Annotated in this window: 22 protein-coding genes; 13 read left to right on the top strand and 9 right to left on the bottom strand. The window is 59.7% G+C overall.

The annotated features are described in order from the left end of the window. Positions 1-10: 10 nt before the first annotated feature. The 4 genes from KBX14_RS00875 to map all read left to right on the top strand — a co-directional run bounded on the left by KBX14_RS00875 (position 11) and on the right by map (position 5,224). Complete coding sequence (locus KBX14_RS00875; RefSeq protein ID WP_256041684.1) at positions 11-1,219, top strand: site-2 protease family protein; 1,209 nt, start codon at positions 11-13, stop codon at positions 1,217-1,219. A gap of 20 nt (positions 1,220-1,239) precedes the next feature. After that, positions 1,240-2,403, top strand: a complete 1,164-nt coding sequence (ispG, locus tag KBX14_RS00880) for a flavodoxin-dependent (E)-4-hydroxy-3-methylbut-2-enyl-diphosphate synthase (RefSeq protein WP_070362289.1) — start codon at positions 1,240-1,242, stop codon at positions 2,401-2,403. A 62-nt stretch (positions 2,404-2,465) separates the two neighbouring features. Further along, positions 2,466-4,289, top strand: coding sequence for a penicillin-binding transpeptidase domain-containing protein (locus KBX14_RS00885; protein ID WP_256041685.1), 1,824 nt, complete (start codon positions 2,466-2,468; stop codon positions 4,287-4,289). 35 nt (positions 4,290-4,324) lie between these two features. Continuing rightward, positions 4,325-5,224: a type I methionyl aminopeptidase gene (gene map / locus KBX14_RS00890; RefSeq protein WP_256041686.1), complete on the top strand. Its 900-nt coding sequence runs from the start codon at positions 4,325-4,327 to the stop codon at positions 5,222-5,224. Positions 5,225-5,363: 139 nt separating this feature from the next. Here map and KBX14_RS00895 read toward each other — a convergent pair whose 3' ends face one another. The 4 genes from KBX14_RS00895 to KBX14_RS00910 form a co-directional block, all read right to left on the bottom strand. After that, positions 5,364-5,843 (bottom strand): hypothetical protein, encoded by a 480-nt coding sequence (locus KBX14_RS00895; protein WP_256000280.1) that lies wholly within the window; start codon positions 5,841-5,843, stop codon positions 5,364-5,366. Between the two features lie 49 nt (positions 5,844-5,892). Further along, positions 5,893-6,294, bottom strand: coding sequence for a hypothetical protein (locus KBX14_RS00900; RefSeq protein WP_256041687.1), 402 nt, complete (start codon positions 6,292-6,294; stop codon positions 5,893-5,895). 344 nt (positions 6,295-6,638) lie between these two features. Continuing rightward, complete coding sequence (mtr, locus tag KBX14_RS00905; RefSeq protein WP_256041688.1) at positions 6,639-8,051, bottom strand: mycothione reductase; 1,413 nt, start codon at positions 8,049-8,051, stop codon at positions 6,639-6,641. A gap of 3 nt (positions 8,052-8,054) precedes the next feature. After that, positions 8,055-9,059 carry an alpha/beta hydrolase gene (locus KBX14_RS00910; protein ID WP_256041689.1) on the bottom strand — a complete coding sequence of 335 codons (1,005 nt, stop codon included), beginning with the start codon at positions 9,057-9,059 and terminating at the stop codon, positions 8,055-8,057. Between the two features lie 258 nt (positions 9,060-9,317). On the opposite strand from KBX14_RS00910, the gene mqo reads away from it, so the two are divergent. Continuing rightward, positions 9,318-10,814 (top strand): malate dehydrogenase (quinone), encoded by a 1,497-nt coding sequence (gene mqo / locus KBX14_RS00915; protein ID WP_256041690.1) that lies wholly within the window; start codon positions 9,318-9,320, stop codon positions 10,812-10,814. A gap of 57 nt (positions 10,815-10,871) precedes the next feature. Here mqo and KBX14_RS00920 read toward each other — a convergent pair whose 3' ends face one another. Continuing rightward, positions 10,872-12,080, bottom strand: a complete 1,209-nt coding sequence (locus KBX14_RS00920) for a protein adenylyltransferase SelO family protein (protein WP_256041691.1) — start codon at positions 12,078-12,080, stop codon at positions 10,872-10,874. Positions 12,081-12,167: 87 nt separating this feature from the next. Here KBX14_RS00920 and KBX14_RS00925 point away from each other — a divergent pair, with 87 nt between their 5' ends. Beyond that, complete coding sequence (locus KBX14_RS00925; protein ID WP_256041692.1) at positions 12,168-13,136, top strand: methyltransferase; 969 nt, start codon at positions 12,168-12,170, stop codon at positions 13,134-13,136. Here KBX14_RS00925 and KBX14_RS00930 read toward each other — a convergent pair. Genes KBX14_RS00930 through yaaA form a run of 3 tightly spaced genes read right to left on the bottom strand, consistent with a single transcriptional unit; the run spans position 13,111 to position 15,251 of the window. Next, entirely contained in the window at positions 13,111-13,806 is a 696-nt protein-coding gene (locus KBX14_RS00930) for a thermonuclease family protein (RefSeq protein WP_256041693.1), read from the bottom strand. The two genes, KBX14_RS00925 and KBX14_RS00930, sit on opposite strands and share 26 nt — an antisense overlap. After that, entirely contained in the window at positions 13,803-14,528 is a 726-nt protein-coding gene (locus KBX14_RS00935; RefSeq protein WP_256041694.1) for a DUF1648 domain-containing protein, read from the bottom strand. Before KBX14_RS00935 ends, KBX14_RS00930 begins: the two co-directional genes overlap by 4 nt. Continuing rightward, complete coding sequence (yaaA, locus tag KBX14_RS00940; protein ID WP_256041695.1) at positions 14,529-15,251, bottom strand: peroxide stress protein YaaA; 723 nt, start codon at positions 15,249-15,251, stop codon at positions 14,529-14,531. Between the two features lie 30 nt (positions 15,252-15,281). Between yaaA and KBX14_RS00945 the strand changes: the two genes are divergently transcribed. Continuing rightward, positions 15,282-17,063, top strand: a complete 1,782-nt coding sequence (locus KBX14_RS00945) for a proline--tRNA ligase (protein WP_256041696.1) — start codon at positions 15,282-15,284, stop codon at positions 17,061-17,063. Positions 17,064-17,083: 20 nt separating this feature from the next. On the opposite strand, the gene KBX14_RS00950 is transcribed toward KBX14_RS00945, so the two are convergent. Further along, positions 17,084-17,899, bottom strand: a complete 816-nt coding sequence (locus KBX14_RS00950; protein ID WP_256041697.1) for a DUF4439 domain-containing protein — start codon at positions 17,897-17,899, stop codon at positions 17,084-17,086. 42 nt (positions 17,900-17,941) lie between these two features. Between KBX14_RS00950 and rimP the strand changes: the two genes are divergently transcribed. From rimP to KBX14_RS00980, 6 genes are all read left to right on the top strand, one after another. Further along, positions 17,942-18,493, top strand: coding sequence for a ribosome maturation factor RimP (gene rimP / locus KBX14_RS00955; protein WP_256041698.1), 552 nt, complete (start codon positions 17,942-17,944; stop codon positions 18,491-18,493). A gap of 19 nt (positions 18,494-18,512) precedes the next feature. Then, positions 18,513-19,517, top strand: coding sequence for a transcription termination factor NusA (gene nusA / locus KBX14_RS00960; RefSeq protein WP_070478894.1), 1,005 nt, complete (start codon positions 18,513-18,515; stop codon positions 19,515-19,517). A gap of 155 nt (positions 19,518-19,672) precedes the next feature. Then, positions 19,673-19,987, top strand: coding sequence for a YlxR family protein (locus KBX14_RS00965; protein WP_071572529.1), 315 nt, complete (start codon positions 19,673-19,675; stop codon positions 19,985-19,987). A gap of 106 nt (positions 19,988-20,093) precedes the next feature. After that, complete coding sequence (gene infB, locus KBX14_RS00970) at positions 20,094-22,823, top strand: translation initiation factor IF-2 (protein WP_256041699.1); 2,730 nt, start codon at positions 20,094-20,096, stop codon at positions 22,821-22,823. Positions 22,824-22,959: 136 nt separating this feature from the next. Beyond that, positions 22,960-23,394: a 30S ribosome-binding factor RbfA gene (rbfA, locus tag KBX14_RS00975; protein WP_070362305.1), complete on the top strand. Its 435-nt coding sequence runs from the start codon at positions 22,960-22,962 to the stop codon at positions 23,392-23,394. 5 nt (positions 23,395-23,399) lie between these two features. Next, on the top strand, positions 23,400-24,386 hold the full coding sequence (locus KBX14_RS00980) for a bifunctional oligoribonuclease/PAP phosphatase NrnA (RefSeq protein ID WP_256041700.1): 987 nt from the start codon (positions 23,400-23,402) through the stop codon (positions 24,384-24,386).

A 24,386-nucleotide genomic window follows, 5' to 3' on the forward strand; every position in this document is an offset into this window, starting at 1 on the left:
GGAGCAGCGAGTGGGCGTTGTAGGAATCATACTTTTTGCCCTGGGTATTACAGTCTCTATCGCGCTCCATGAGGCCGGACACATGTTTACCGCACGCGCGTTTGGGATGCGCGTGCGGAGATATTTTGTGGGCTTTGGGCCGAAAGTGTGGTCCGTCAAGAAGGGGGAGACGGAGTACGGCATTGCGGCACTGCCTCTCGGCGGATTTTGCGATATCGCAGGGATGACCGCGCAGGATCCTGTCACTGAGGAGGAAGCTCCCGTTGCGATGTACCGCAAGCCGTGGTGGCAGCGAATTGCGGTGCTCAGTGGCGGCATCGCCATGAATCTACTGATCGGCGTTGTGGTGCTGTACTTCGTGGCGATCTTCGCGGCGATTCCGAACCCGTACGCCGACCGGACACCAACTGTGGGTGAGCTGCAGTGCGCTCCCGACCAGATTGATGAGACTCATCTGGGAGAATGCACCGGTAATGGTCCTGGCTATGATGCAGGTTTGCGTGAAGGGGATAAGCTACTCGCCGTTGATGGGGAGGAGCTCACTACGTTCCCCGCGTTGAGGGATTATGTGATGCAGCGTCCGGGGGAAACAGTCACGCTTACTGTGATGCGTAACGAGCAAGAGCTTGGTATTGCAGTTCCACTCGCGACCGTGTCCAGGATCGATCCAGCGACCGGTGCGTCCTTTGAAGCGGGGGCGATCGGTGTCACAAGCGCGCCAGTGGAAGACGCGATGCGCCAGTTCGGTCCGCTCGAGGCTGTGCCAGCTACGGCTGCGTTTACGGGCCAGATGCTGAATGCGACTGTCCAGGGCCTTATCGCGTTCCCGTCGAAGATTCCTGGTGTTGTGGCTTCAATTTTTGGTGCTGAGCGAGAGCTTGACGGTCCAGTTAGTGTCATCGGCGCTTCTCGCGCAGGCGGGGAGTTAGCGCAACAAAGCATGTGGTCGATGTTCTGGATGATGTTGGCGAGTCTCAACTTCTTCCTCGCGCTGTTCAACTTGATTCCTTTGCCGCCCCTGGATGGTGGGCATATAGCAGTAGTCCTGTATGAGAAGATTAGGGATGCGCATCGCAGGTTGCGGGGGCTCGAGCCTGGTGGCCCTGCGGACTACCGCAAGCTGATGCCGGTGACATACGCGATGGCCGCTGCACTGCTGACGATTGGTGTATTTGTGATGCTTGCGGATGTGGTGAACCCAATCAAGCTGTTTGGGTAGCAGTGCTAGAGTAAGCAACTATGAATCTTCCCATCGGTTTAGGTATTCCTGAAGGCCCAGCGCCAACGCTCGCACCTCGTCGAAAGACTCGTCAGCTGATGGTTGGCGGTGTGGGAGTTGGGTCGGATCACCCGATCACGGTCCAGTCCATGACCACGACGAAGACGCACGACATTAACGCTACGCTGCAGCAGATCGCGCAGCTGGCTACCGCGGGCTGTGACATTGTGCGCATTGCCTGCCCGAAGACCGTTGACGCAGATGCTCTTCCAGCGATTGCGGCGAAGTCACCTATCCCGGTGATTGCCGACATCCACTTCCAGCCGAAGTACATCTTCGCAGCGATCGATGCCGGGTGTGCTGCCGTGCGAGTGAACCCGGGCAACATTAAAGAGTTTGATGGTCGTGTGAAGGAAGTCGCTAAGGCTGCAGGGGACGCTGGTATCCCGATTCGCATTGGTGTCAACGGTGGCTCGCTCGATAAGCGCCTGCTGGAGAAGTATGGCCGGGCCACCCCTGAGGCGTTGGTTGAATCCGCGATCTATGAGGCTGGCCTGTTCGAGGAGTACGGATACGGCGATATCGCCATTTCCGTGAAGCACTCTGACCCGGTTCTCATGGTTGAGGCTTACCGCCAGCTCGCCGAGAAGACCGACTACCCGTTGCACCTCGGCGTGACTGAGGCCGGCCCGAAGTTCATGGGCACTATTAAGTCCTCCGTCGCATTTGGTGCGCTGCTTTCACAGGGCATCGGCGACACGATTCGCGTTTCGCTCTCTGCGGACCCGGTGGAGGAGATCAAGGTCGGCGACCAGATTTTGCAGTCGCTGAACCTGCGCCCGCGAAAGCTTGAGATTGTCTCCTGCCCGTCCTGTGGCCGCGCACAGGTGGATGTGTACAAGCTCGCTGAGGAAGTGACTGCAGGTCTCGAGGGCATGGAGTACCCGCTGCGCGTCGCCGTCATGGGCTGCGTTGTGAACGGACCTGGTGAGGCTCGCGACGCTGACTTAGGCGTGGCTTCTGGCAACGGCAAGGGACAGATCTTTGTGAAGGGCGAGGTCGTTGAGACTGTTCCAGAGTCGAAGATCGTTGAGACCCTTATCGCCCACGCTCAGCGTATCGCTGAGGAAGAAGGCCTCGAGGAGGTCGAGGGCGCACGCGCGGAAGTCAAGGTTACGCGCTAGATAGTCTGCTCGCGGGGAGTGGCGGAGGCGACGTTTCGCTGTGGTCTTGGTACTTTAGGTCCATGCAACGTCTCCTCGCTTTGCTCCTAAGCGTAGTTTTTACGGGCGCGCTGGCCACTGCCTGCACACCGCGCCCGAATGATGTTGAGCCCGTCGCTCGTGAGTTTCTTGACGCCCTCGTGAGTCTTGACGGGTCTAATTTTCAAGATCTTGTCGACGTCCCCTCCGACGCCAACGCATCATTCCAAGAAACGGTCGAAGGGCTCCAAGCTGAGGCGCTGGAGGCGACGATCAACGACGTTAACCAGAGTGACAACCTAGCTACCGTCTCGTACCACTTGAAGTGGGGCCTGCCGAAAGAACGCACGGTCGAGTATGACTCGCACATGACGCTGACCCAGATTGGCGAGAAGTGGACCGTTCGTTGGCAGCCCAGCATTTTGCATCCGCGCCTGGGCGCGCAGCAACACTTGGAGCTGCGTTCCGTAGCCGCATCTAAGGCGAGCGTCGTTTCTTCCGATGGGGTAGAACTGCTGCGACCCGGGACAGCGTTCCGCATCCTGGTGGAAAAGCACGCCGTGCGCGATATTCCGGACACCGCTCGCCGGATTTCCGCTTTCCTACAAGAGTCCCGTGGTAAGTCATCTGCCGTACCTGAGATTCCCGCCGATGAACTAGAGAACAGCCTCCTTGAGACTCAGGGTACCTACTCGGTTGCGATGGTTCCGTCCGAATTCGGCGATGCCGCCAAGGCAGCGTTCAGTGCCGTGCCAGGAGTGCGCATCAACGAGGAAGCGGCGATGGTGAGCATTGAGCCTGATTTCGCGCCGGATATGCTTGCTCGCGTTGGTGAGTTGGTTCGCGAGGACCTCATCGGTGACGACGGCTGGAGCGTGAGCGTTGTCAACGAGCACGGCGCCGTGTTGGAAGATGTTGAGCGACACGCACCTGCACCCGCTCCAGCTATTGAGGTAAGCCTTGACCACAGCGTGCAATTGGCAGCTGAACGAGCGTTGGAGTCCTACGCGGGGCGGCAGGCAATGATTGTTGCTATCCGCCCGTCGGATGGTGCGGTGCTTGCCGTTGCGCAGACTCGTGACGCTGACCGTGAAGGCAATCTTGCCACGATGGGCCAGTACCCACCGGGATCGGCGTTTAAGATCATCACGGCGGCGGCCGGTCTTGAGCGACAGGCCCTTACACCAGGTAGCACGGTGCCGTGCCCGGGGACCATGAACCTGTATGGCAGGACCGTCACGAACTACGACGGATTCTCTCTGGGCAACGTCTCATTACAGTCGGCCTTTGCACACTCGTGCAACACGACATTCGCCGATATTTCGACGAAGCTCGCCCCAGGTGAGCTCCGAGATATAGGCAAGCAGTTCGGGCTTGGGCTCGATATGAAGATTCCAGGCCTGGAGACGATCACCGGCTCCATCCCGGTAGGCGAGGAGCCACTCGACCGAACAGAGGCCGGGTACGGGCAGGGCCATGACCTTGCGAGCCCGTTCGGGATGGCACTCGTGGCTGCGTCTGCGGCGAATGGCTCAATGCCGATCCCCTACCTGATTAAGGGAGCGGAGACTGAGCTGAGCGAGTCTGCGCCGCGTATGCCGGATGAGGCATGGCACCAGCTCCAGGAAATGATGGCGGCGGTGACCGCCCCGGGTGGTACCGCGGCGGGAATGACCGCCGGTGGTGATATCCGCGGCAAAACCGGTGAGGCCGAAATCAACCAGGGGTCGCATTCGTGGTTCACCGGCTACCGTGTCGACGATGACATAGCATTCGCTGCTTTGGTCGTGCTTGGCGGTGGATCGGAGGCTGCAGTCGCGTTGACGAATTCGATGCTGGTGAATCTTGACCAGTCGCGCGGGGGTTAGTTCGACCTCAGTAGGCAGGTACTACTATGGGGCGCATGAGCAAACGAGGAAAACTAAAGCAAGAAGCGTCCACTCCAATCCGGAAGGTTCCGAAGGACATTGAACGTCCCGAGTACGCCTGGAAGGACGATGTACAGGAGAACATCGGCGAGCCGTACGTGCAGGACGCCGCGACGATTGAGAAGATGCGCGAGAGCTCCAAGATCGCCGCGAATGCACTGGCGGTTGCGGGTGCAGCAGTAAAGCCTGGCGTGACGACGGATGAGATCGACCGCGTCGCCCACGAGTACATGCTTGACCACGGTGCGTACCCGTCCACCCTCGGGTACCGTGGCTTCCCGAAGTCGTGCTGCGTGTCTTTGAACGAGATCGTGTGCCATGGCATCCCGGATACTACCGTGATTGAGGACGGTGACATCGTCAACATTGACGTCACCGCGTATAAGAATGGTGTCCACGGCGATACGAATGCGACGTTCCTCGCCGGCGATGTCTCCCAGGAGCATAAGGATCTGGTCCAGCGCACGTACGAGGCGATGATGCGTGGTATCAAGGTGGCGAAGCCTGGCCGTGAGATCAACGTGATCGGCAGGGTGATCGAGTCCTATGCGAAGCGCTTCGGCTACAACGTGGTAACCGACTTCACTGGCCATGGTGTTGGCCCAACGTTCCACAATGGACTCGTGGTGCTCCACTACGACTCGGATGCATACCGGGACATCCTGGAGCCAGGTATGACGCTGACTATCGAGCCGATGATCAACCTTGGCGCGTTGCCGTATGACATTTGGGATAATGGCTGGACTGTGCAGAACCGCGACGGGAAATTCTCCGCTCAGTTCGAGCACACGCTGGTAATCACTGACGACGGCAACGAGATCCTCACCATTCCAGACAAGGATGTTGCGGAGGGCCAGCTGATGTTGGGAGCATAAACAGCTCCTAGACGCGCTGAATCGCTGTTGGTGTTTGTCCTAACCTAAGACGCCAGCAGCGGTTTTATTTTGCCGAATAATAGAAAACTGCCCTGTCGCGTGTTGCGACAGGGCAGTGGCGTTTCCTAAGAAACTGATCTTAGAGCTTGATCAGGCCGTTGTAGGAAGCAAAGTTGAAGCCAGCGATGATCAGGCCAACCAGTGCGCCGATACCAGCGATGACGGTGCCGTCGATCCAGTATCGTGCCCACTGCGGAACAGCTGCAGCGTCGGTCTTCTTACCGAAAGCATCGGTGATGTAGAATGGCTGATCCATGTCCTTGTTGTCGGTCTTGTTGTCGTTCACCTTCTGGTCGAAGTAGTGAGACGAGCCACCCTTGTTGAACAGGCCCTTGGTGCCGTCGGAGACAACCTTGGAGAAGTCCTTGTCGCCGTCCTGCTTGCCGGTGAAGATAACCTGGCGGTCAGCCTTAGGCTTAGGAGTGTTGGTGGTGGTGGTCGTTACCTTGGTGTCCTTTGCAGGAGCGTTGTCCTCTGCTGCAGAAGCGGTAGCAATGCCACCGAGAGCAACGGTCAGTGCAGTTGCGGAAGCAACAGCTGCGGTGCGGAAGTTACGCATTGAGTTTCCTTCTTTCGAAATTTATTGATTCAGTTGCGGAAATCCGCGATTACTTGTTCATTGCTGGGAGGCCGTGAACAACGAAGTTGTACGCAGGTCCAACGATCAGGCCGACTGCTGCAGCGACAGAGGTGAACACGGTGAGGACGTAGCCAATCTGTGCCCACACTGGCTGCTTGCCGAACTTGTCCTTCGAGGAGCCGAAGATCTCGCGACCGTCAGCGCCGTTCTTCTGGACCTTGCCGTCCTTAGTCGGTTCCCAAGCGCCGAGGCCCTTGCCGATCTTGGAGGACAGGCTGCCCTCAGCATCCTTGACCTCGACGACCTCGGTTGGGTGCGACACGGTGGTCTCAGTGGTCTTTGCCTCATCAGCAATAGCGACGGTTGCGGAGCCGAATGCTACAGTGACAGCGGTAGCGCCTGCGAGGGCTGCCTTACGGAAATTACGCATGAAACGAAATCCTTCTCTGATAGTTACTTACAAGACGTCCGGGTGGAAGTTCGGAGAAATCCAGAACCCGTGAAGGTCCTAGGACCGATAGCAAGCCCCATGTGGACTCTGCCCGGTGTCGGTGACCTACTTTAGACCAACGCGACCAAGTTTGCACAAGTTATCCCAAAAAATCCGTGAGAGAACTTTCAGTTAGGTCGCGTATGGCCTGCTGCACCAACGGGAGAATCGTCGCGCGCGTCACATGCGTTACACGTGGTCAAGTCACCTGGGAAAATGCGTGCAGCTATTAGGGGTGCCTTGCCTAGGTCCAATGCCACCCCGTTTTGGGGTGGCGGCAAGTTTTACTCGCCGATAAATGCAAGGTCAAGACCAAGAAGCGCGTTTTCGATGACTTCTGGCAGGGCGGGGTGGATCCAGTATTGCTTACGTACAACTTCTCGAAGGTCCATGTCGAACGCCATGATGGTGATCAGCTGCTGGACGAGCGTGGAGGCTTGTGGACCAATAAGATGGGCACCCAGGAGTCTCCCAGTTTTCTTGTCGGCGACAAGCTTTACGATGCCTGAGGTGTCCTCGAGTGCCCACCCGTAGGCGACGTCGCCGTAGTTCTGTTGTTTCACAGTGACGTCGTAGCCTGCGTCTTGGGCCTCCTTCTCCGTGAGGCCAACTGTGGCGATCTGTGGCTCGGTGAAGACGGCGAATGGGACATGCTCGTGTGGCATGGTGCGGTACTCGGATTCTGGGGCGCCATTCATCGCCGCCAGTAGGTTGTGGCGCACGGCACGCATCTCCGCGTTAGCTACATGCTTGAGTTGGTACGGAGAGGACACGTCACCGAGGGCCCACACGCCAGGGCAGGTGGTGCGCCCGTAACTATCGACGGCCACGCGACCGTCTTTTTCCATATCGATGCCCGATGCCTCGAGCGACATTTGGTCGCCGTTCGGGATACGGCCCATGCCAATCAGGAGGTGCTCGCTGGTGATGGTGGTGCCGTCGTCAAGAGTCAGCGCTATGCCGTCTGCGTTGTGCTGGGCGTCGCGGACGGTGCCGAAGTGGACGTCGAAACGCTCTTGGGCGAGTTCATTGAAGCGCTGGTTGATGTCCTCATCTAAGGTGCGCAGGAACGGTGAGCGGTTCACCACCGTGACTTTGGTGCCGAGTGCATCGAAGACGTGGGCGAACTCCATTGCGATGAAACCGCCGCCAACGATCGTCAGGGACTTGGGGAGCTCCGGCAGGCGCATGATGTCTTCGTTGGTGTGGAAGGGCACCGCTTTTGCCCACTCAGGGATGAAGGGGCGTGATCCGGCGGCAATCACGATCTGGTCAGCGGAGATTGTGCGCGCTTCGTTGCCGATGCCGGTGGAGATTGTCTTTGGGGCGACGAACCGCGCGTGTTGGTCGAAAACGGTGACGTTGGGGCACTCGTCGCCGCGGCGGTAGGCTTCGCCGCCCTCAGCAATCTTGTCGATGCGCTCGGTGAAGACACGGTCGATGATGGATGGCCAATCGACGCCTCGATATTCGAGGTCAACACCGAGCTTCTTGGAAGTGCGGGCCTGGTAGGCGGCGTCGGCGGCGAGGACGTACATCTTTGTAGGAATGCAGCCGACGTTCAGGCACGTGCCGCCAAAAGTACCTTCCTCGACGATGGCTACCTTTTTATCGTCGAAGTCTGGGGTGAGGATCGAGTTGCCGGACCCGGTGCCGATAATAATGAGGGCAAAGTGTTCGTCTACGTGAATGCTCATTGGTTACTCCTTAGGTGTTGTGAGGGTCTGCAGCCATTGGATGGAGGCACGGTAGGCAGCTGTGCGCGAGTAAGGCTCGGAAAGGAAGACGTCGTGGCGGGCGCCATCGATGGCGACGGTGGTGGTGTCGTCCGCAACGTGGGGTGCCCAGTAGCTGATCTGGTCGACGTCCAAGATGGTGTCCGCGGTATCGGCCGCCGGGGTGTATTCGTTTTTCAAAAAAGAATGCGAGGAATGCAGGACCAGGGTTGGAACACCAGCGTTGACTGTTCCCGAGTGAATCTTTGCCTGCGCCTGAAGTACAGCGCGCATCCAGCCGAAATATTTCCGATGCCCGGAGATCGGTTTCCACTGCTTGTTGAAGGACCATGAACCATGATCCTCGTAGTGTAGAGATTTACCGTAGGCGGTGAGACTTCCTCCTGGGAGTGGCAGCAGCGGAACAACTTTGCCGAGAGTATTGATGACTGGCTTGAACACCGTCGTCATTGATTTCGGAAACTGCAGGTCCAACCAGGGACTGTTCAGAATGATGCCGGCTACAAGTTCGTGGACTTCGGGGTTGTTGCGGCGCATCTCATCGGCCCACAGTGGCGCGATAAGCCCGCCCGTTGAGTGTGCGAGTAGTACTACCTGGCCGTGTTCCTGGGCTACGTACTGCACCGCTTTCGTGATTTCCGGGAAATAGTGGGACATATCCCGGGTGTAGTGCCAGCGCTCACCTCGCTGTCGAGAGCGCCCGCAGCGACGAAGGTCGAGTGCATAAAATGGATAACCCTGTTCGTGGAAATACTCGGCCACATGATCCTGGAAAAAGTAATCGGACATGCCGTGAATCCACAGTAAGGCTGGTTGTCCAGGTTTGGACGGTGGCGCTGGGCTCGTTCTTACGAGTGTTGCTACGACCGGCTGGTGGGTATCAGGGTCTTCCCCGAGGGGGAGCGTAAGTTGTTCGAATCCGTCCCCCAATATGTCTGGTTGCCAGTAGTTGCTCCTAATTTTGGCCATGTAGGAATGGTAACGGACTGGCTAGGAACTTGCTTAGGCTGTGCAAGTAGCCATGTTTACCATTTGGTCTAGGGGGTGGGGGCGGGTGTAGGGGGTGGGGTGGCTGCAAGTATGAAGCAAAAACAAAATGTGGGCATAAGGGGTAACGTAAGGTGGAAACTGTTCAGCCAACAAGCGTATGGTTAGAGAGGTTACGCACCTGCCTGAGGTGTGCGTTGCACTCGTACAACGATATGGATCGAAGAGGGAATATTACTAATGTCTGAGACGGGCAACATCCAGTACGTTGATGAGGTTGACGTACTGCATATCGGCGCCGGAATTATGAGTGCCACGCTGGGAGCAATGATCCGGGAGCTTGAGCCGGAGTGGACTCAAGCAGTGTATGAGCGACTTGAGGGGCCAGCGCAAGAGTCCTCGTACCCGCTCAACAACGCGGGTACCGGGCACTCTGCGCTGTGTGAGTTGAACTACACGCCTGAAAAGAATGGGCAGATTCAGATCGCGAAGGCGCTTGCGATTAATGAGAAGTTCCAGACTGCGCGCCAGTTCTGGTCCCATCAGATCGACAACGGCAAGCTGGGGGATCCGAGCGAGTTCATTCACCCAGTGCCACATGTTTCGTTTGCACAAGGTCAGGACCAGATTGATTACCTACGCCGCCGCTACGAGGCGCTGTCGGCGAACCACATGTTCCCGGGCATGGAGTTTTCAGCGGAGGAAGACAAGTTTGCTGAAAAGCTTCCGTTGATGGCGAAGGGCCGCGACTTCGGTGCTGAGCCGGTCGCGATCTCCTGGATGGATGCAGGCACTGACATTAACTACGGGGCGCTGACCCGCCAGTTTTTCGACGCCTCCGTGAAGGCTGGCACCCAGATCCACTATGGGCACGAGGTGCTCAACCTGAAGCGTGAGGGCAAGCTGTGGAATGTCACCGTCCGCAACGTTCGCACTGGCGATAAGCATGTTGCACGTGCACGCTTCGTGTTCGTGGGTGCAGGTGGCTACGCCCTCGACCTGCTGCGTAAGGCAGGCGTGCCGGAGGTGCACGGATACGCAGGGTTCCCGATTTCAGGTATGTGGCTGCGGACCAACAACCAGGAGCTCGTCGCGCAGCACCAGGCAAAGGTGTACGGCAAGGCAAAGGTCGGTGCGCCTCCGATGTCTGTCCCGCACCTCGATCTGCGCGTTGTTGACGGTGAGCAGTCCTTGCTGTTCGGCCCGTACGGTGGTTGGAGCCCGAAGTTCTTGAAGAAGGGTTCCTACCTGGACCTGTTCAAGTCGATTCGTCCCGACAACATTCCTTCTTACCTCGGTGTTGCGGCCTCAAACATCGGCCTGGTGAAGTACCTGGTGGAGGAAGTCTTCCGCGACTTCGACGGCAAGATCGACGTGCTGCGCCAGTACTACCCGGAGGTCAACCCGGCTGACTGGGATGTTGCAGTTGCTGGCCAGCGTGTCCAGGTGATTAAGCCAGCGCGCGCACCGAAGTTCGGTTCCCTTGAGTTCGGTACCGCGCTGGTCAACGACCAGGACGGCACGATCGCGGGCATCTTGGGTGCGTCGCCGGGTGCGTCGATTACCCCGGCTGCGATGATTGAGCTGCTGGAACGCTGCTTCGGCGAGCGCATGGTTTCCTGGGGCGACAAGCTGCACGAAATGTTCCCGACCTATGGCGTATCGCTGCGCGACGACAAGGCGGCGTATGAGAAGCAGTGGGAGTGGACGCAAAAGACGCTTGGTCTGCAGGCGTAGTAGCAGCTTGAAAGTATCGGCCACACGGCTTCCGGTTGTACCGGCGCCGTGTGGCTTTTACGTTCCGCAGAACGTCGTGAATGCGCCGTCAGGTTCCTTCTCGAGCATCCACGGCTCCCCGGCGTCCGGGTCGTATGGGTGGGTGACTGCCTGGAGCAAAGCGGTGAACGGACTGTAGTCGCCAACGTGCTCGACCGCGTCGAGTGCGTCTTGTAGCGCGAAGTTTTTCGGCACATACAACGGACCTGGGCGTCCGTTCACACCGTGTTTACGGTTGTAGGCGGCGAGGTCGTCGACACCTACTACCGCATCGAGGCCTTCCGGTCCGAACCAGCGCTTGGTGGCGCCCTCCCAGCGCTCAGGGATGGTGGCAAGGATCTCGTTGGTGACTGACTCCGGCATCAGTGGCAAGAGCGCTTCCGCGAGTCGGACCAGGTTCCATGCGATCACGTTCGGCTGGGCTCCGAAGCAGTAGCGCCCATGCCGATCGATGGATGAGAAGCATGAGTGCGGGTCAAACCCTTGGGTGAAGGCGCAGGGTCCGTAGTCGATGGTTTCGCCGCTGAGCGCGGTGTTGTCCGTGTTCATGACGCCGTGCACGAACCCGTAGCGCATCCACTGCGCTACCAGTTCGAGCTGCTTGTCGACGACCACCTCCAACAGCCTTTCCGCAGCATCGAAACCTGCGGCGTGCACTACGGCTTCCAAGAGCTCATGGGACTGGGTCCCGGCGTACTGCACCGAGCCAACGCGTAGGTGGGAGCGCGCGACGCGGACCACAATGCCCGCTGGAACGGGGCCACTGCTGCGCATGACTGTCTCACCTGTGCTGATAACAGCGAGGGCGCGTGTGGTCGGCACTCCGATTGCGTGCATATGTTCCGAGACCAGGTACTCGCGCAGCATGGCGGTCAGTGGGCCTTTCCCGTCGGAGCCTGGGCGGGAGAAAGGGGTACGCCCGCTGCCTTTCAGTTGGATTTCGTAGCCGTTGCGGTCGCCGAGGAGGGTTGCGCGGCCGTCGCCAAGCAGGGGCACGAACGCGCCGAATTGATGGCCGGCGTAGGCAGTTGCCACCCCGCCTGTGGCACCGCACATCCAGGCGACGCCCTCATCGCTTCGGAGCCACTCCGTGTCGAGGTCGAGCTCGGACGCGGCTGACTCGTTGAGGTAGCTCACCTGGGCGTTGGGGAAGTGCGTGGGCACCACCGTGCCGACCATGCCTGGGAGTGTTTCCGCAAAGTGTTGGTGGAGCTCGGGGTAATGCATGCCAACAGCCTAAACTGTCTGGGCAAGGAGCAAAAGGAGAGAACATGCAGCAGTACCTGGTGTTGACGCAGTGGGAGGTAAGTGGCCGTGCGCGCGCTTGACCGGCTGATCTGGGGGCAGGTGAGGGAACTCGAGGGGTTCGGATCAGCCGACATCCTCATCGTGTGCAACGACCCGACCGGGGCGCTTGTGCATGCCGGTGTGGAAAGCGGGAAGCGCGTCATCGTCGCGGACACGGACTACTCCCGCTGCCAGCAAGCAGCAGCGTTGGGCGCAGAGGTCGTCGGTGATCAGCGCCTCGATGAGTACCTGGCGGGGTTGTCCGGTTCGTGCGTTGCGTTGGGAGAGATACCGAAGTCGCTCGCGCGCCTTGACTACCTCGCGCGCAGTATCGCGGGCGCAGGGTTTACGCAGGCGGACGTAGTGTTGGGGGCGAACAACAAGCACCTGAGCCGCACCATGAATGGTGTGCTGGCGCAGTCCTTCGCGCAGGTGCACGCCACGCGGGGCAAAGGCAAGTTCCGCTGCTTGGCCGCATACGGGCCGCAGCAAGTGTCCTACACGCCGGTAGAAGCAAACGGGTTCGTCGCTATCGGTGGTGTTTTCGCAGGTGCGCGGGCGGACTACGGCGGGCAGCTGCTGCGGTCGTGCCTTCCGGACGCCCCCGGCGCGCTGCTGGATTTGGGCTGCGGCAATGGGGCTGTTTCGAAGGGGCTTGAGGGGGAGGTGTATGCCACGGATGCTGATGCGGACGCGGTGCTTTCCGCCCGCGCGATCGGTATTGACGCGACCTGGGATGATGCCGGAAGCAAGTTTGCCGACGCCTCCTTCGATACCGTGGCGCTCAACCTGCCCTTTCACGCGGGCACGACCGTGGACACGACGCTGGTGGAGCATCTGCTGGACGCATCGCATCGCCTATTGAAACCGGGCGGTCAGCTCTTCATAGTGTTCAACTCGCACCTGCCATACCGTGCCCAGGTCACGAAGCGTTTTGCACAGGTGGAGCAGGTGGCGAGGAACTCGAAGTTTACGGTGCTGACAGCTCGTCGATAAGGCGTTGCTGTTCGTCGAGGTACTCCATGGCGGGCTCGCGGAACGTGAAGTTTCGGGTACGTTTCACGCTGTCGCGCAGTGCGTCGACGTAGTGCTGGCAGCGGCCGGCAAGGCCGCGGTCACCGGGGGAGCGCTCGAGCTCCTCGATGCCGGTGGTGAGCATCTCGAAGGTGACTTGTTGCGTTGGTTCGGTAAACCAACACTCGGGCCCCAGCCCGTAGATGCCGAGGGAATCGCGCACCGCGGGGGCGGCTTCTGCCTCGAGACGCTGCGTGAACTTCGTGTTCGGCGCGTACTCGACGACGCGGGCAAGCCCCTCGGACACCATCACGGCGTTGACGAATTGGCCGTCGCGAAACACACCAGCAAGCGTGCGCCCGTAGCGGTCGGTGCGCTCCTGGTCGTATTCGAGGCGTACGCCCGTGCCTTCAGGGAGGAGTTCCTCGAGACGCCGGGTTGCGTCGTCAGCTAAGCACTCGCCACGCTCCGGAGTGTCAATCCCGAGCAGGCGAACGCGCTCTTGCCCAGCGGGGCCGTCGACAACGATTGTGTCGCCGTCAACAACCTGTGCGACGTGAAACTCAGCCTCCGGGGCGTCGACCTGCTGCCAGACCCAGCTGCCGACAGCGAGCAGCACAATCGCAGCGAGGAGCCCAAACACCTTTTTCATAGCATGGCCACCAGCACGGTGAAGAGCGTGTACACCACGATCGAGACCACCATCCGCATTAAATACTGCTTGCCCAGCCGCTGCCCACGGTTGATGATGATGCGAGTCGGGCGAGACGAAATCGATATTGCGGCCATCGGATCGTTCGGGTCGTTGTACATGCCCACGAGAAACTCGTCATCAGCGCGGTCCATCTCCTCCGCATCGGGTTCGATCTTCTTCGAGGACGTCAGCCGCACCATCAAGATGAGGCTTCCCGCGACAACCAGGATGGTGAACGCCACCCAAATAGCGGGGGCAAGCCACTGCATGTGGGCAAACGCTGGAAGGCGCGTCGTGGCGTCGCTGACCAGAAACGCGACAGCAATCGCCACTGCGAACCACCCCATGAAGCGCCAGGTCATGTGCACAAGCTGTTCCACTCGCTGCGCAACACTCACGGAGTACGGCACGGAGGCGCTTCCAGGAACCGGCTGCGGCTGTGCGAGCTCACGTGGGGGAAGGCATGCAAACATCAACAGGGCAGTCGCCACCGAAACCAGCGGCATCATCAGCACGTGCAGCATCGTCTTCGGCTCCCAACTATCCGCCTGGCCCGACGCGTCAAAATGCGTCGCAACAGGGTCAGGAATACTGTCCCAGTACAGCAGCAACAGCGCCACGTGCGCCAGCAGCACAATGACAGCAACACCCCACGGCTTCCAGTTCACCGGCGCACCCATCTACGTTTCCTCCACCACAAGCGTCAGCACCAAACCATGAACCTCGACAGCATAACCCGCGGCCTCGGCAACCTCGGCGACCTCACGTATCGACGCCACCTCCGGCCCGCACGCCAGCGCCCTGGCCAGCAGCCCCTTGTAGTGCTTATTAAAGTGGCTGACCACCTTGCGCGACCCATCCGGGGCAACGGACTCCACCCGGACCGTCACCGCGCCATCGACAGGCCCAAGCTTCTCGTACGCGCCAGAGCGCATATCCACCACAAACGGCTCCTTCGAAAGCGCCTCCGAAATCGCTGACCCCCAGCGCGCCCGCATCGTCGGCAGCGACCCATCCGCAGCAGGCACCTTCGACGAGGCAGAGACCCGGTAGCGCGGAATCATGTCACCAGCACGCACAACACCGAACAGCGCCGAGCCAACCGCCAAACGGCGAATCGCATCATCCGGCAACGTCTCAGGATCAAGCGCGTCATACAACACCCCCGTATAGCGATAAATCGCAGGCATCACCGGACCCGACCGCAACGATTGATTCTCCACCGCCTCCTCCCGCTTCGTCTTCGGGATCTTCAGCAGCCCCATCATCTCGTCCACGTCCATTGCGGAGAGGTCGTCGATAAGCGAAGCACGCACCGAATCAAGGGCAGGGAAGGAGACAGACATGGCGTCGCGCTCGCCGCCGGGCGCCTTCGTCTCGGAAGGAGGGAGCAGGATCAACATGCAACTCACCCTAGCGCTAAGATATGCCCCATGATTACACGCCTGTCAGAGCTATTCCTGCGCACACTGCGCGAGGACCCCGCCGATGCCGAAGTCCCCAGCCACAAACTGCTCGTCCGAGCAGGCTACGTCCGCCGCGCCGCGCCGGGCGTCTACAGCTGGCTGCCCCTCGGGCTTCGCACGCTGCGCAAGATCGAGGGCATCGTCCGTGAAGAAATGAACAGCATGGGCGCACAAGAGCTGTTGTTCCCAGCCCTTCTTCCACGCGAACCATACGAGCTGACCAACCGCTGGACCGAATACGGCGACGACCTGTTCCGCCTCAAAGACCGTAAGGGCGCCGACATGCTGCTCGGCCCAACCCACGAAGAGATGTTCACCGCGGCAGTCAAGGACATGTACTCCTCCTACAAGGACTTCCCGGTCACGCTCTACCAAATCCAGACCAAGTACCGCGACGAAGCACGCCCACGCGCCGGGATTCTCCGCGGCCGCGAGTTCGTGATGAAGGACTCATACTCCTTCGATATGTCGGACGAAGGCTTGGACAACTCGTACGCCAAGCATCGTGAGACCTACCAGCGCATCTTTAACCGCGTTGGCATCCGCTATGAGATCTGCAAGGCAACCTCCGGAGCGATGGGTGGCTCCGCATCCGAAGAATTCCTCGCATACTCCGAAAATGGCGAGGACACCTTTGCCGTGTCCACTGCGGGGGACTACGCAGCAAACGTCGAGGCAGTGACCACGGTTGCGCCGGAACCACGCCCGATCGAGGGGTTGCCGGAGGCCGTCGAGCACGACACACCAGCGTCTGAGACCATCGCAGCACTTGTGGAGTGGGCGCAGGAAGCAGGAGTGCTTATCGACGGCCGCCCTGCCGAAGCCTCCGACACCCTGAAGTGCATGATGATCAAGGTCGACGACCCGCGAGTAGTCGACGATAATGGCAAGCCGGTCGGCCCGCAGCTCGTCGGCGTTGTGATCCCGGGCGATCGCGAGCTCGACGAAAAGCGGCTGGAAGCTTCGTTGGAACCAGCGACGTTTGAGCTGGCTAGCGACGAGGACTTCGCAAAGAGTGACTTCCTGGTCAAGGGCTATGTTGGGCCGCGCGCGCTGCAGGCCAACGGCGTACGTGTCCTCGCGGACCCCCGCGTGGTGGAAGGCTCCGCGTGGATCACTGGTGCAGACGCTCCGCAGAAGCACGTCGTCGGCCTTGTTGTCGGCCGTGACTTCACCGTCGACGGATTTATCGAAGCCGCCGAGATTAAGGAAGGTGACCCCTCGCCGTCCGGCAATGGCACTGTCGAACTCGCCCGCGGCATCGAGTTGGGTCACATCTTCCAGCTCGGACGCAAATACACCGAGGCGATGGACGTGCAGATCCTTGACGAAAATGGCAAGCGCGCCGTGCCGACGATGGGCTCCTACGGCATCGGTATCTCGCGCATGATGGCCGTCGTCGTGGAGCAGAAGCACGACGAGAAGGGCCTCGTGTGGCCAGTTGCAGTCGCGCCGTACCAGGTACACGTTGCCGTCGCGAACAAGGACAAGGCAGCCATGGAAGCCGGCGACGCACTCGTGCAGGAACTCAGCGACAAGGGCATTGAGGTTCTTTACGACGACCGCCCAAAGGTGTCCCCGGGCGTCAAGTTCAAGGATGCCGAATTGCTCGGCATGCCGTTCGTTGTGATCCTCGGTCGCTCGTTCGCCGACGGCATCGTTGAGCTTCGCATCCGCGGCGGCGAGACCCTTGAGGTCCCAGCTGGTGAGGTTGTGGCGAAGCTGCAGCAGCTCATCGCCGAAAGCTAATTCGGCAGTAGCAAGGAGCCTTATGCTTGCTGCGCGTGCGCGGCAAGCATAAGGCTTTGTTGTTTCCACTCGGAAGAGCTGGCCTGGGATACGGTTCCCCTCCAGGTATTGGTGAGCTGGGCGGAGAGGGCGTCGACAAGCGCTTCGGCATCTGCTGCATCATTGAGCGCATCATCGTGGGCGAGTTGATACCCAGCTGCTGCGACTGGAATCGAGTCAGCGTCGCGCAGTGCGGTGCGCAGGAACGCGACGCGCTCATCGGAGGCGTCCTCCAACGTGGCGATACGCGCGTGCAGCGGCGCATCCGCATACGCCTTTGCCAGCCCCAGCCCATAGAGGAACTCGTACTCTGTTTTGAGCGCCGCACTGGCAAGCTCGATATCGCCCTTGTTTTGCAGTGCGGCGACGTCCTCAGCGTCGAGTTCGGGGACGATTGCCGCGATGATGTCGACGGCCTGCGCCGCAACTAAGTCTCGCGACTGCGCTGGAACCTTCTCCAAAGAAGCTGTCACGGACTGCTCGACGAACTCTTGCAGAGCTGCATCGTCGCTGACACCCACGGCTTCACCAGGACCGGTGGAAAACTCGCAGCTGCGCGGCAACTCCGCGTCAATGTTGCCGCAGAGTCGCGCAACCTCTCCAAAAAGCTCATCCGCCTGCTTGCCACGAAGCTCAGCGAGTGCTGGATCCGAAAGACTGCGCGCATCCGCAGTCGCCTGTTGCGCAAGGCCAAGCACTGCTTTGTCGGGGCGGGGCCCAACAACACCGAGAAGGTCGCACGACGAAAGCGTCAGCGACAACGGCACCGCAAGAACAGCAACCAGCAATTTTTTCACGGGGAAAACGCTAGCACGTTTGCGTCGCGCTATGGTGGGCACATGGCTTTTCCAACTCCCCAAGAACTAGAGACACTCATTGAGCCGCTGGCCCAACGCCACAACATGGACATCGAACACGTCAAGGCAGTGAAGGCTGGCAAGAAATCCCAGATTGTCATCGCGCTTGATGCCGATGCGCGTCCAACGCTGGACGAGCTCGAGGTAGTGTCGAACGAAATCGGGGAGTTCCTCGACGAACAGGAAGAAGTCGGAGCGTTCTCATTCGGTGCTGGTTACACGCTGGAAGTGACCACCCCAGGCGTCGACTTACCGCTCACAGCACCGCGCCACTGGCGTCGTAACCGCGGGCGGCTAGTGAAGCTCAACGACACCAACGGCCAGAGTTCTATCTGGCGCATTGGTGCGATGAACTCCGAGGAAACGAAGGTCGCGCTGATCGAGGCAGGGAAGAAGACCCCGGCGGTGCAAATCTTGGAAGTTTCCGAAATGCCGAAATCGGTGGTAGAAATTGAGTTCAACATGCCGCCCGCTGCTGAGCGAGAACTCAGCGAGGCGACGTTTGAAGAAGCAGAAGTAGCAGCAACCCTGTAAGGGATCCGGAGGAAGACAAGTGAATATTGACGTCCAAGTCTTGAAGAACATCGAAGCACAGCAAGGAATTGGGTTCGACGAACTACTCGAGACCATCGCCTCGGCGCTGCTCTTCGCGTACACGGACAACCTGGAGCACCCCCAGGATGAACACCACAAGGCGCGCGTCGACATCGACTCCGAAACCGGTGACGTTGCCGTCATGGTTTCTGAGCTCGACGCTGAGGGCGAAATTATCTCGGAGTACGACGCCACCCCGGTCAACTTTTCTCGAATCGGTGCGAGGGCCGTGCGCGACGCCATCAAGGGCAAGCTATTGGCCGTCGAAGCTGGTCGCGTGTACGAGGAGTACTCCGGCGCTGAAGGTACTGTTGTCTCAGGCATCGTGCAGCGGGACGCGCAAGCGGAAGCACGCGGAATCTCCGTGGTGCAGCTTGGAACCGAAGCCGATCCACAGGATGGCCTGCTCATCCCGGCAGAAAAGATCCCTTCCGAAACGCTCAAGCACGGTGACCGCATTAAGGCGTACGTAGTTGGCGTCAATAAGTCTGACCGTCGTGTGCAGGTAAGCCTGTCGCGCACGCACCCTGAGCTCGTGCGCGGGTTGTTCGCGCTTGAGGTCCCGGAAATCGCAGATGGCACCGTTGAGATCGTGGGCATTGCCCGTGAGGCGGGGCACCGCTCCAAGATCGCTGTACGGGCGACGGTGAAGGGTGTCAACGCGAAAGGCGCATGCATCGGCCCGCGCGGCTCGCGTGTCTCAAACGTGATGAAGGAGCTCGGTGGGGAAAAGATCGACATCATCGACTGGGCAGAGGATCCGGCTACGTATGTTGGTAACTCACTGGCGCCATCGAAGGTTGTCAAGGTCGAGGTCGTCGACCCAGTGGCGCAAGTAGCGCGTGTTACCGTGCCCGACTACCAGCTGTCACTTGCGATTGGCAAGGAGGGGCAGAACGCACGTCTGGCTGCTCGCCTTACCGGTTGGAAGATCGACATCCACTCCGACGCAGCCGCGGATTAACGACGCCAGATCCTGGCCTCTGTGTTGGGAATTCACACAACGCTTATAAAAACTTGGCAAAGTGGCGTAGGCTGGTCCGTGGCTAATTTTCCCATCGTGGTGTTGGCCACGCGATAGCCGTTCAGCAATGTCGAGTATGTGGAAGAAGGGTGTGGATGACTTCAGCGAGCGAACGCTCAATCCGTCGTCGCACCTGTATAGCCACAGGCCGGAAACTTCCAGATAGGGAATTGCTCCGGGTTGTTGCTGACGGTACTGTTCCAGGTGTTGTTCTTGCAGATCCCACCCGATCATTACCTGGGCGGGGAGCGTGGATAACCCCTACATGGGATGCATTAAAGCTGGCGGAAGAGCGTAGAGCTTTCTCTCGCGCCCTCCGTCTGTCCGCCCCTGCGGACGTAGGTCATGTACACAAGTACCTCGCTGAAAAGGCGAAAGACCCAACAGAAGTAAGGAAGACCGAACACTGATGAGAACGCAACAATGAAGCAGCATCAGCGATGAAAGTCATAATCAACGTCTAGAGGCCGGTCGCCGTTTCCGGTGCCGCCCTCTAGCCCAACTAAGAGGAGACACGTGCCCGGAAAGCTACGCGTACACGAGCTCGCAAAACGACTCGGCGTAACAAGCAAGGAACTACTCGCCACTCTGAAGGAAGAGGGCGAATTCGTAAAGACAGCTTCCTCCACCATTGAGCCTCCCGTCGTCAAGAAGATGACGGCACTGTACGAGCAAAAGAATGGTGGCGGAGAAGAAGCATCCGCGAAGGATAAGGATGCAGCGAAGCCCGCTGGTAAGGCGTCGAAGCCTGCAGCAGCAAAGCCTGCGGCACCGAAGCCAAGTGCTGCAAAACCTGCAGCACCAAAGCCCGGTGCTGCCACACCAGCCGCTCCAAAGCCCGGCGCTGCTAAGCCAGCTGCCCCGAAGCCTGCAGCAGCAAAGCCAGCGGCACCGAAGCCAAGTGCTGCAAAACCTGCAGCACCGAAGCCGTCGGGTATGCCGCGGCCGATGCCGAAGCCGGGTGGCCGCCCACGGGTAGCCAACAATCCATTTTCTTCCAACACTGGTGGGGCACGACCAGCTCCACGTCCGGGTGGTCGCGGTGCACAGGGTGGCCGTGGTGGTCAGCCTGGTCGCGGTGGCCAAGGTGGCCCACGCCCAGGGCAGAACCAGGGCCAGGGTCGCGGGACTGGCGCGCAGCGTCAAGGTAGCCGTCGTCCGTCCCCAGCAGATATGGCAGCGGCACCATCACCAACGCAAATGCCACGCAAGGCGGCTGGGTCGGACAACCGTGGCGGTCGTGGGCACGGCCGCGGCCGTGGTGGACACGGCCCGGGCGGCCCACAGGGCGGCGGTTTCCGCGGTCGCGGTGGACGTCGTGGCGGAACCGCTGGTGCATTCGGCCGTCCAGGTGGCGCACCAGGGCGTCGTCGTAAGTCGAAGGGTCAGAAGAGGGCCGAGTACGAAGAGATGCACGCACCAAACGTCATCGGTGGCGTACGCCTTCCCGATGGCGGTGGCAAGACTGTGCGTCTGCGTCAGGGCGCGACCTTGGCTGACTTCGCTGACAAGATCGGTACCGAAGCATCGAACCTGGTGCAGGCGCTGTTCAACCTTGGTGAAATGGTAACGGCAACGCAGTCGGTCCCCGAGGAGACGCTGCAGCTACTCGGCGCCGAAATTAACTACGAGGTTAAGATCGTCTCTCCTGAGGACGAGGACCGCGAACTTCTCGAGTCCTTCGACCTCCAGTTCGGTGAGGATGAAGGCACCGAAGAGGACCTTGAACAGCGCCCACCAGTGGTGTCTGTCATGGGTCACGTGGACCACGGTAAGACCCGCTTGCTGGATACAATTCGTCGCGCCAACGTTGGGCGCGGCGAGGCCGGCGGTATTACCCAGGGCATCGGTGCGTACCAGACCACCGTTGAGCTCGAGGGGGTTGAGCGTAAGATCACGTTCCTCGATACCCCAGGTCACGAGGCGTTCACGGCAATGCGTGCCCGCGGTGCGAAGTCAACCGACCTCGCTATCCTCGTTGTCGCTGCTGACGACGGCGTGATGCCACAGACGGTTGAGGCTATCAACCACGCCAAGGCTGCAGATCTGCCTATCGTGGTCGCAGTGAACAAGGTGGATAAGCCGGAGGCTTCGCCGGAGAAGATCCGTGGTCAGCTGACCGAATACGGACTGGTTCCGGAGGAGTACGGCGGTGACACCATGTTCATCGACATCTCCGCGAAGCAGGGCACCGGCATCGACGAACTGCTCGAGGCAGTCTTGCTGACCGCCGACGCAGCTCTCGAGCTGCAGGCGAACCCGGACATGGATGCACAGGGCGTGGCTATCGAGTCGCACCTCGACCGTGGCCGTGGCCCAGTCTCCACCGTTATCGTGCAGCGCGGTACGTTGCGCGTCGGCGACTCCATCGTTGTGGGCGGCAACTTCGGCCGTGTCCGCCGAATGGTCGACGAGTGGGGCAACGACGTTGAAGAGGCTGGCCCGTCCCGCCCGGTACAGGTACAAGGCCTCAATGGCGTTCCTGGTCCAGGCGACAACCTCCTGGTAGTCGAGGACGACCGCGTTGCCCGCCAGATCGCTGCGCAGCGTGACGCCCGTCATCGCGCTGCTATGCAGGCGCGCAGCAAGAAGCGCGTCTCTCTGGAGAACCTGGATCAGGCGCTCAAGGAGACCAGCCAGCTCAACCTCATCCTCAAGGGCGACAACGCCGGTTCGGTGGAAGCTCTGGAGGAGGCGCTGCTCAAGATCGAGGTCGACGACGAAGTCGAGGTAAACATCATCGACCGTGGCGTCGGTGCTGTTACCCAGACCAACGTCGTGCTCGCGGCCGCTTCCGACGCTGTCATCGTGGCATTCAATGTCCGCGCTGAGGGCAAGGCCACGGAAGAAGCCAACAACGAGGGCGTCGAGATTCGTTACTACTCGGTGATCTACAAGGCGATCGAGGAAGTCGAGGCAGCCCTGAAGGGCATGCTGAAGCCGATCTACGAAGAGAAGGACCTGGGCAAGGCCGAGATCCGTCAGATCTTCAAGGCATCTTCTGTCGGCCTCATCGCAGGCTGCATGGTTACCGAAGGCAAGGTCAAGCGTGGAGCGAAGATTCGCCTCGTGCGCGACGGCAACGTTGTTACCTCGGACGCGACCATCGACTCGCTGCGACGCGAGAAGGACGACGCAACAGAGGTTGCAAAGGGCTACGAATGCGGCATGGTGCTGTCCTACCCGGACATCCAGGTCGACGACATCATCGAGACATACGAGATGGTGGAAGTCCCCCGCGACTAGCCGGTAGAGAGAAAACGGCCCTGCTCCTTGACAAACACGAAGTGAGCAGGGCCGTTTCTTTTCTCGAAGTAGTGGGCTGCGTCGTAGCAGGGTAGACTGTTCGGAGGTTTAGTGCCAATGAAGTAAAGGAGACGAAATGTCAGAGAACCCTCGCGCGCAGCGCCTGGCGAAGCAGATCCAAATGATCGTCGCTTCGGCGATAGAGCGTGAAGTGAAAGACCGTCGCCTCGAATTGGTGACTATTACGGACGTCCGGATGACTGGCGACCTACATGATGCGACTGTCTACTACACGGTCCGCGGAAAGAATATCGACGACGAGCCGGATTACGATCAGGCTGCAGAGGCGCTGCACCGTCACCGAGGACAGATCCGCAAGATCGTTGGCGACCAGTTGAGCGTCCGCTTTACTCCTACGATTGAGTTCAAGCTTGATACGGTGCCGGAGTCCTCGGCGCGGATGGAAGAGCTGCTGGAGAAAGCTCGTCGTCGCGATGAGGAGCTGGCGCGACTGCGAGAGAACGCCCAGCCAGCAGGTGAGGAAAACCCGTATAAGACGATTGAAGAGTAGGCACTATGGCGTTGTTATTTCCCCAAGCAGAGGCTGAATTTAGCAAAGCTGCTGGCGCCATTAAGAGCGCATCGAATGTTGCGGTGCTGGCCCATATCAAGCCCGATGCTGATGCGATTGGATCGGCATGCGCTCTTGTTCGCGGATTGCGACAGATCGGAATTGAAGCCTGTGCTTACATCGGTCAGCCATTCCCGCACGCAAATAACCTGCGCTCTATTCCGGGGGTTGATGAGGTCATCTATGGGGAAGCGTTACCAGCGGATGGGCTGATCGTCACGGTTGATTGTGCCTCGGTAGACCGAACGGGATGCTACCAATCTGAGCTTTTGGCGCAGCAAGAGCGGGTGATCGTGCTTGACCATCACCGTTCGAATGACGGGTTCGGAGCGCGGAACCTCATTATCGATTCTGAATCGACGACGACTATCATCCGGGAGCTGTTCACGTACCTCGGCGTCGAGTTAGATGCTGAACTGGCCTACTGCCTGTATTCCGGGCTTGTCACCGACACAGGTAACTTCCGTTGGGGTTCCCCGAGAATGCATACGCTTGCTGGAGAGTTGTTGGAATTCGGGCTCAATCCAAGGAACATATCCCTGCAGCTTTCGGACGAGATGACGGCCGATGACCTACGTTTGATGGGTAGTGCATTAGCAAGCTTGGAATCACGCCAAGTCGATGATCTCACAGTTTCGTTCATGTGTATTGATGAAGCTGCGATGCAAGCGATGAGCCAAACTGCCGTTGAAGCCGTAATTGATTACGCGCGTGTCCTCGTTGGCAGTGACGTCGGGGTTGTACTCAAGCAGTTCCACTCGGAGCGGTGGGGGATTTCCTTGCGCTCGACAAAGGTAGATGTCTCCGTCGTTGCAAGTGCGCTCGGCGGGGGTGGTCACCGCCCGGCTGCGGGGTACTCAGCGCAAGGAACGAAAGAGCAGGTACAAGATCAGCTTCTGGCTGCATTGCATGACGCATACGTTGCGGAGTAA

It is taken from the genome of Corynebacterium sp. CCUG 61414 (assembly GCF_024453945.1).
Lineage (GTDB): Bacteria > Actinomycetota > Actinomycetes > Mycobacteriales > Mycobacteriaceae > Corynebacterium > Corynebacterium pseudogenitalium.

Excerpts from the sequence above, each read along its gene's own strand:
- ispG (WP_070362289.1), top strand. The coding sequence starts at position 1,240 with ATGAATCTTCCCATCGGTTTAGGTATTCCTGAAGGCCCAGCGCCAACG.
- KBX14_RS00885 (WP_256041685.1), top strand. The coding sequence starts at position 2,466 with ATGCAACGTCTCCTCGCTTTGCTCCTAAGCGTAGTTTTTACGGGCGCG.
- map (WP_256041686.1), top strand. The coding sequence starts at position 4,325 with ATGAGCAAACGAGGAAAACTAAAGCAAGAAGCGTCCACTCCAATCCGG.
- KBX14_RS00895 (WP_256000280.1), bottom strand. The coding sequence starts at position 5,843 with ATGCGTAACTTCCGCACCGCAGCTGTTGCTTCCGCAACTGCACTGACC.
- KBX14_RS00900 (WP_256041687.1), bottom strand. The coding sequence starts at position 6,294 with ATGCGTAATTTCCGTAAGGCAGCCCTCGCAGGCGCTACCGCTGTCACT.
- mtr (WP_256041688.1), bottom strand. The coding sequence starts at position 8,051 with ATGAGCATTCACGTAGACGAACACTTTGCCCTCATTATTATCGGCACC.
- KBX14_RS00910 (WP_256041689.1), bottom strand. The coding sequence starts at position 9,059 with ATGGCCAAAATTAGGAGCAACTACTGGCAACCAGACATATTGGGGGAC.
- mqo (WP_256041690.1), top strand. The coding sequence starts at position 9,318 with ATGTCTGAGACGGGCAACATCCAGTACGTTGATGAGGTTGACGTACTG.
- KBX14_RS00920 (WP_256041691.1), bottom strand. The coding sequence starts at position 12,080 with ATGCATTACCCCGAGCTCCACCAACACTTTGCGGAAACACTCCCAGGC.
- KBX14_RS00930 (WP_256041693.1), bottom strand. The coding sequence starts at position 13,806 with ATGAAAAAGGTGTTTGGGCTCCTCGCTGCGATTGTGCTGCTCGCTGTC.
- KBX14_RS00935 (WP_256041694.1), bottom strand. The coding sequence starts at position 14,528 with ATGGGTGCGCCGGTGAACTGGAAGCCGTGGGGTGTTGCTGTCATTGTG.
- yaaA (WP_256041695.1), bottom strand. The coding sequence starts at position 15,251 with ATGTTGATCCTGCTCCCTCCTTCCGAGACGAAGGCGCCCGGCGGCGAG.
- KBX14_RS00945 (WP_256041696.1), top strand. The coding sequence starts at position 15,282 with ATGATTACACGCCTGTCAGAGCTATTCCTGCGCACACTGCGCGAGGAC.
- rimP (WP_256041698.1), top strand. The coding sequence starts at position 17,942 with ATGGCTTTTCCAACTCCCCAAGAACTAGAGACACTCATTGAGCCGCTG.
- KBX14_RS00965 (WP_071572529.1), top strand. The coding sequence starts at position 19,673 with ATGACTTCAGCGAGCGAACGCTCAATCCGTCGTCGCACCTGTATAGCC.
- rbfA (WP_070362305.1), top strand. The coding sequence starts at position 22,960 with ATGTCAGAGAACCCTCGCGCGCAGCGCCTGGCGAAGCAGATCCAAATG.
- KBX14_RS00980 (WP_256041700.1), top strand. The coding sequence starts at position 23,400 with ATGGCGTTGTTATTTCCCCAAGCAGAGGCTGAATTTAGCAAAGCTGCT.